The sequence below is a fragment of the Kamptonema animale CS-326 genome (assembly GCF_028330895.1).
Lineage (GTDB): Bacteria > Cyanobacteriota > Cyanobacteriia > Cyanobacteriales > Microcoleaceae > Kamptonema > Kamptonema formosum.
In genome coordinates this window covers 1-6151 of sequence record NZ_JAQMUA010000445.1, presented here as the reverse complement: position 1 = coordinate 6151, position 6151 = coordinate 1, and the positions used below count along the sequence as shown (strand labels likewise).

Below are 6151 nucleotides of genomic sequence, written 5' to 3'. Positions count from 1 at the left end.
TTCAATAAGTGCTTGCATGGCTGCACCTTTGTCTTCAGTTTCGTCTCGCTTGGCATCGGAGGGTTTAGCTATAGCATCTGGGTCGATTTCGTTGCAGTAAGCACTGCGTCCGTTTCGGGATGATGCTATTTGTAAAATGGCATCGTCTGGTGATAGTTTTTTGTCTAAAACTAAGGAGAAATATTGATTGATTTCAAGGGCATCTGCTTCAGACATTTTTGAGTTTTGCCAGTCGGGTTGTCCTAGTGCTCTGCGGGCGTTGGTAACATCTGAAATTTTGGGCAATCCCCAAGTGGTTTTGATGTCTTTGCGGTCAATTGTTAGTTCTGTTGTATTCATGGGTTGGTAATCCTTCTTCTGCTAGTTGTTGTCGAACGGTGGCAATGCAGTGGTTAGCTTCTTCAATCCAGGTTTCGAGAGTTAGCAGGCAATTCAAATGGAATTGAGAAAATCGCCGGCGATAAGGTTGCCGCTGAAACTCAGGGCATTCTTCTTCTAAGAGTGTGAGCCGGGTTTTAAAAGTAGCTTCGGGCATCGGTTTTCCCTTTTTGCCTAGAGCTAGCCTCACCTCTGATCGGAAGTAACCTGGATGATTCCGCTTGCCTTTGGAAATGTTGAAAACTGCTACGTCTATAGGCTTTTTAGGTGTTGGCATTTTCCCGTTAGCTACTTCGTTAGCTACTGAGCCTGGAACTCTGATTCTTTCGTTAGCTACTTTCGGAGTTGCCAAAAGTAGCTAATCACAGGGGTAAAAAAATTAACCTACTGTGCCATCTGGGTTGGGCTTACACTTAGAATCATTTGGATGTTCTTGGCAGTAGCTCAAGGCTAAAAGTTGCATTTTTGGTACTTGGTTCATGGCAACATTTAGAACTGGGAAAACTGATATTATGGGTATGGCTGATAAGGCGATCGCCTCTACTGGTGATGCTTTCTGGAAACAGGAATCAGCGCTAGCGTTACGGCCAACAAGAATTGCGGTCATAATAATGATGCTCCTTTTACTGGGAGTGCCAGCCCTTACCGTCAGATGTCCAGTCTTGCGCGGTAGGGGCTGGTTTTGTTGTGTCTTCCCGCTTCCCACTTCCAGGGCAGATGCACCTAAATCGTAGGGAAGGGGCTGTTTTGGTCTATGGATGTTATACTAGCACACAAGTAAGATGTTGCAACATCACAACATCTTACTACTGTACTAATTGTTTTGTCAAATAACATGGAGCTGTACAATGTGGACAGAAAAATTAGGATTAAACGAATTTTTGAGCACTAGAAGAAAAGATCCAAATTATGCTCAGGTGACTAGCCACATTCCCAAGGAGTTGGCTAAGCGCCTGAAGTTCTACTGTGCGGAATATGAAACCACAATCACTGAAACTGTGGAAATTGCCATACAGGAGTTTTTAGACAAGAGACAACAAGGTTCAGGAGTCCATGTGGAGGAGGGGGAATGAGTACAGCAAACATTAACACCCTTACTCTCCCATCGTTGCAACTGGTTAAGCGCTTCCAACTGCCCCACTGGAAGCCCGATTTACTGTGTAGTGCTAGGCAATCAGGCTCTACAGGTTGGACTCTTTACAGCGCAGGATATGGCAGAAGCACTGTTTCTGAGAGTCTTTGCAGGGGGCTTGAAAAATAAATATGATTAATTTTGAGGACATAAACTCAGAAGACCTGGTTGAATTCAGGGACAACTCAGACCAGCCCACAACAGAACCTCGTCTGTATCAGAATAGACCTATCGCCCCTGTCGCCACGCCTCCCCCTATGGTATCCAGCCTCCATGCACAATTGAGAACGGACTTGTGGCAGCAATACCCTTCAGGTGTCGGCTACTTCCAACACCAAGCCAAGGGAAATCCCAGCAATATCATCGAACACTACATCACCAGTCCTGGCGACATCACCCTGCTGCCTTTGGACGAAGCCCTGCAAATCATTAACAAATTTGGGCTAATCACAGCCAAACTGCACCTAATTTTTTCCGCCCATACCATGAGGCAAGAAGAGCCTTGGAAAAGCCTATTCACGATAAAAAGCAGCGACTTAATCAAGGAAATGGGCTGGGACAAACGCACAGATTTGCCCGTGTTTCAAAAACTGAATGAAGTGGCTAAAACTGCGTTTGCTCTAGGTTGCTTAGTCATCAAAGCTACGTGGGTTGAAGGTAGGCACAAAAAAGGGGGAATCCTTGCCAGCATTGACACTTCACGAATGTGGAATGTTCAAGTTGAGTTAACAGGTCAGCAGAATTTGGAGGGCAAGATAGAGCAGCCTGATGAAGTTTACATTACAGTGCAACCAGGGCTCTGGACTTATGCCTTCTTGAACAAAGCAGGTTACTTTGCCAAAGAGGCCTTGTATCAATTTGGCTATTTAGCTCAGGACATTCTCAAGATTGACCCCTACCACGATGAACTGGCTTTGCGGTTAGCACTTCACCTGACGATGGAAAGCCGATTTCACACCAGTGGCACTTACAAAGTACAGACCTTGCTAGAAGCACTTCTACCCCAAACGATAATTGATGCCGCTCGGTCAGAGCGTAGAAAAGCTCATACGCTAACGAATAGCTGGAATCACGCCCTAGAAGTGCTGCTGGGACTTGAGAGAGCTTTTCAGATTGAGTTCGACTCAGAAACCTACCCAGAATGGCTAAGACCTAATAGCTCAGGTCGGAAAGCCAGAGGATACTTTGACAAGTTGCTGGCAGCTAAAATCACCATCCATCCCCCAGCCCCCATCCCCACACTGCTGGCAACAAAAATTGAACCCAAACAGATTCAACCGAGACTGAATGCAGCCCCTAAGCCTAAACTGACAAGCAATCACATCAGGGAAGCAAGAGCAGCAAAAGGTTGGAGTCAAGCACGACTGGCTGGTTGGTTGGGAGTGTCGCAGCGTTATGTATCCATGTTGGAACGCGGGCAGCGCGTCCCCACACCAGAACTGGAATCGCAAATCTGGCAACTGTTAAGCACCTCAGAATAAGCTTCATCCAACCTGCGCCCATCAAGTCTACACCACAGACCAGCCCCCTTGCGGCTGGTTTTTTGTTGCGACAATGACGCTCAGATTGTTCTGAAGTTTGTTCTGAAAAAAATAGATCCTTAAAATTGCCATTAAACCTTTACCCTATATAAGTTTGAGCGTTAGAACAAAAACTCTAGTATCCCCGGACAAACTCTCTAGTATCCCCGGACAAACTCTCTAGTATCCCCGGACAAACTTTTTTTGGAACTACTGCTATACATAGTTTTCAGCCATTTAGAACAAGCCTGATCAGTCTAATAAGACTGATACACTTGCAAACAGCCTTTTGCGAAAGGTGAGACAAAGAGTTATTCCGCTACCAAGGAATAGCTCTCGTGAAACCCTGCACAAAAAGACTGGGTGCATTTACCAACGTCACTCAGCCTCAACCCCTACGAAAAGACCCATCTACCCCGCCTGACCCCTTCTGGCTGCCCTTCCATTTGACCAACACCGGGGGTGTCCAATGACATCACCCATCTCCCCTTTGTCCGAATGGCTGGCTTCGGCCATAGACCCCAACCTCATCGCCCTCAACGTCCAAACCTTAGAAGGCGACACCCCCTACCCGTACCTCCTTTCCGAAATCACCGCCGCCTCCGGCAGAGTCCACCCCGACGCACAATGGCGGTGGGCCAGAAAACACTACAGCCACATCGAAGCTGGTGGCTGGTGGTGCTCAGGCCTTGACCCCCTCAACAACTGGCAGCCCATGTATTGGGGTTGCTTCAAACCCCATCAACCCCGAAACGCCTTTGACCCCAAAGGCAAAATCAAACCCGTCAAATACGAACACCCCCCCAAAACCCCCACCAGAGCCTTCTTCCTGCAAGTTCCAGACCACATCTGGGCAAAGGTCGCAGCCCGCTACGGTATCCCCATCGACCTAGAGGACTTGGAAGAGGGGGAGAGGGGGAGAGGGAGAGAGGGGGAGAGGGAAGACGAAAATCTCTCCTCTGCCCCTAGCCCGTGCAGCCCCTCTGCGACCCCTACCTCATCCCCAAACCAGCCTCAGTTCTGGCAATGGGTATGGGACAACAACATTCCCATCATCATCGTCGAAGGCGCAAAAAAAGCCGGATGCTTACTCACACTGGGTTACGCCGCCATCGCCCTCCCCGGTGTCACCGGCGGTGTCAGAACCAAAACCTCTCAAGGGGAAAAATGCGACCCCTACCTCATCCCCGAACTGCAACACTTCGCCACCCCAGAACGCCCCATTTACATCTGCTTCGACCGCGACAACAAACGCCAAACCATCCAAAACGTCAACCGGGAAATTGGCAAACTCGGCCGCCTGTTCGCAGCGGCAAATTGCCCCGTCAAAGTCATCAACCTGCCAGGGCCAGAAAAAGGCGTTGACGATTTCGTGGTATCGAAGGGCGAGGATGCCTTCAGCACCCTCAAAAATGAAGCGCAAGGCTTCCAATTCTGGCTGGATAGGGAATCATGGCTTTTAACCTATCCCGCGTCTTTAAGGCTAAATTCTCGCTATCTGGGAAAACTCCCCTATCCAGAGTCCGGGTTAGCCTGCATCAAAGCCCCCAAAGGCACCGGCAAAACCCAAGCCCTGACCAACTTAGTCTCACAATCCCTTGACACAGGCGATCGCCGCGTGCTGATAATTACCCACAGGATTCAACTAGGTAGGGCTATCTGTGCCAGCTTAGGAATCAACTACATCGACGAAACCAGAGACTCAGCCGAAGGTAAACTGTTCGGGTATGGCTTGTGCATAGACAGTCTCCACCCCTTATCTCAAGCTAATTTTAATCCTGAAGATTGGGAAGGCGCGATCGTCATCATCGATGAGTGCGAACAAGTCATCTGGCACGCCTTAAATAGTTCAACTTGCCGCGAAAACCGAGTCGCCATCTTGCAAACTCTGCAAGAACTCATCCACAACGTCTTGACAAGTGGTGGCTTAGTTGTTGCCCAAGATGCTGATTTATCCGATTACAGCATTGACTACTTAATAGCCATAGCAGGTATCCCTATTTCGCCTTGGGTTGTTGTTAACGAATGGCAGCCAAAACGAGGGCGAGATGTGACGTTTTTTGCCACTTCTAACCCGGCTTCACTGTATGTTCAGATGGAGCAAATTCTGTCTCAAGAAGTCACTTGTTGTGACCTTGAAAGTCGTGCAGAATGTTGTCCTATAAGCTTAAACTGTGCCGAATGTGGTTGTAAAAATCCTGCTGAATATAGTTCTGAAAGGTATGTTGAATGTTGTCCGAAAAACCCTGTTGAATGTAGTTCTGAAAGCCATGTCAAATGTTGTCCTATAAGCCGTGCTGAATATGGCTTTAAAAGTCGTGCCAAATGTTGTTCTATAACCTGTACTAAATATGGCTCTAAAAGCCCTACTGAATATTATCCAAAAAACTCTGGTGAATTTACTGTTAAACCTGCTGAATGTGACTGTAAAATCTGTGCTGAATATTATCAGAAAACCCCTGGTGAATGTCCTACTGTAAAATGCGCTGAATGTGACTGTAAAATCTGTGCTGAATATTATCAGAAAACCCCTGGTGAATGTCCTACTGTAAAATGCACTGAATGTGACTCTAAATGCTTTGCTAAATATGTTTCGGAAAACCATAGTGAATATGACTGTAAAACCCCTGCTAAATGTGATTGTGAAGCAACTGCAAAATGTAGCCCAATAAACTTTACTGAATCTAACTCAAAAACCCCTAATGAATGTCACCCTATAAAGCGCTATCGCCCACGCATTATGGTTGTAGAAGACTCACAAAAAGTTACCGGAAAATGGTCTTGTCGCAACCTAGAAACACAACTACAAAAACGCTTTCCTCATCAGCGAATTCTCAGGATTGATAGCGAATCAGTATCAGATCCAAATCATCCCGCTTACGGTTGCATTGACCAACTAAATTCACTCATACAAAACTATGACATCATCATCGCCAGCCCGACAATTGGCACTGGTGTCAGCATCGATATCCGAGGTTATTTTACAGCAGTTTTTGGCATCTTTCAAGGGGCAGTAGCCGTCAATGATGCTTTACAAGCCCTAGCCCGTGTTAGGGATGAAAATGTACCTTGGTTTGTTTGGACTAAACAATTTGGTCTCGGCAAAATTGGCAATGGCAGT

At 47.1% G+C, this 6151-nt stretch carries 5 protein-coding genes and 1 pseudogene; 3 read left to right on the top strand and 3 right to left on the bottom strand.

Going from position 1 to position 6151, the window contains the following annotated elements:
* From PN499_RS25990 to PN499_RS25980, 3 genes and pseudogenes are all read right to left on the bottom strand, one after another.
* Positions 1 to 339 (bottom strand): annotated as a pseudogene (locus tag PN499_RS25990) (hypothetical protein); the annotation flags it as partial.
* A complete protein-coding gene (locus tag PN499_RS25985) occupies positions 314 to 655 on the bottom strand; it encodes a hypothetical protein (RefSeq protein WP_272035984.1) in 342 nt (113 codons plus the stop codon). The pseudogene PN499_RS25990 and the gene PN499_RS25985, both read right to left, overlap by 26 nt.
* A 102-nt stretch (positions 656 to 757) precedes the next feature.
* Positions 758 to 985, bottom strand: coding sequence for a hypothetical protein (locus PN499_RS25980; RefSeq protein ID WP_272035982.1), 228 nt, complete (start codon positions 983 to 985; stop codon positions 758 to 760).
* Positions 986 to 1226: 241 nt separating this feature from the next.
* On the opposite strand from PN499_RS25980, the gene PN499_RS25975 reads away from it, so the two are divergent.
* From PN499_RS25975 to PN499_RS25965, 3 genes are all read left to right on the top strand, one after another.
* The gene (locus tag PN499_RS25975; RefSeq protein ID WP_272035980.1) at positions 1227 to 1451 is read left to right on the top strand and encodes a hypothetical protein; all 225 of its coding nucleotides are present in this window, start codon (positions 1227 to 1229) and stop codon (positions 1449 to 1451) included.
* A 190-nt stretch (positions 1452 to 1641) separates the two neighbouring features.
* Positions 1642 to 2991 (top strand): helix-turn-helix domain-containing protein, encoded by a 1350-nt coding sequence (locus PN499_RS25970; RefSeq protein ID WP_272035978.1) that lies wholly within the window; start codon positions 1642 to 1644, stop codon positions 2989 to 2991.
* Between the two features lie 508 nt (positions 2992 to 3499).
* A partial coding sequence (locus PN499_RS25965) for a DUF3854 domain-containing protein (protein ID WP_272035976.1) occupies positions 3500 to 6151 on the top strand: 2652 nt, incomplete at its 3' end.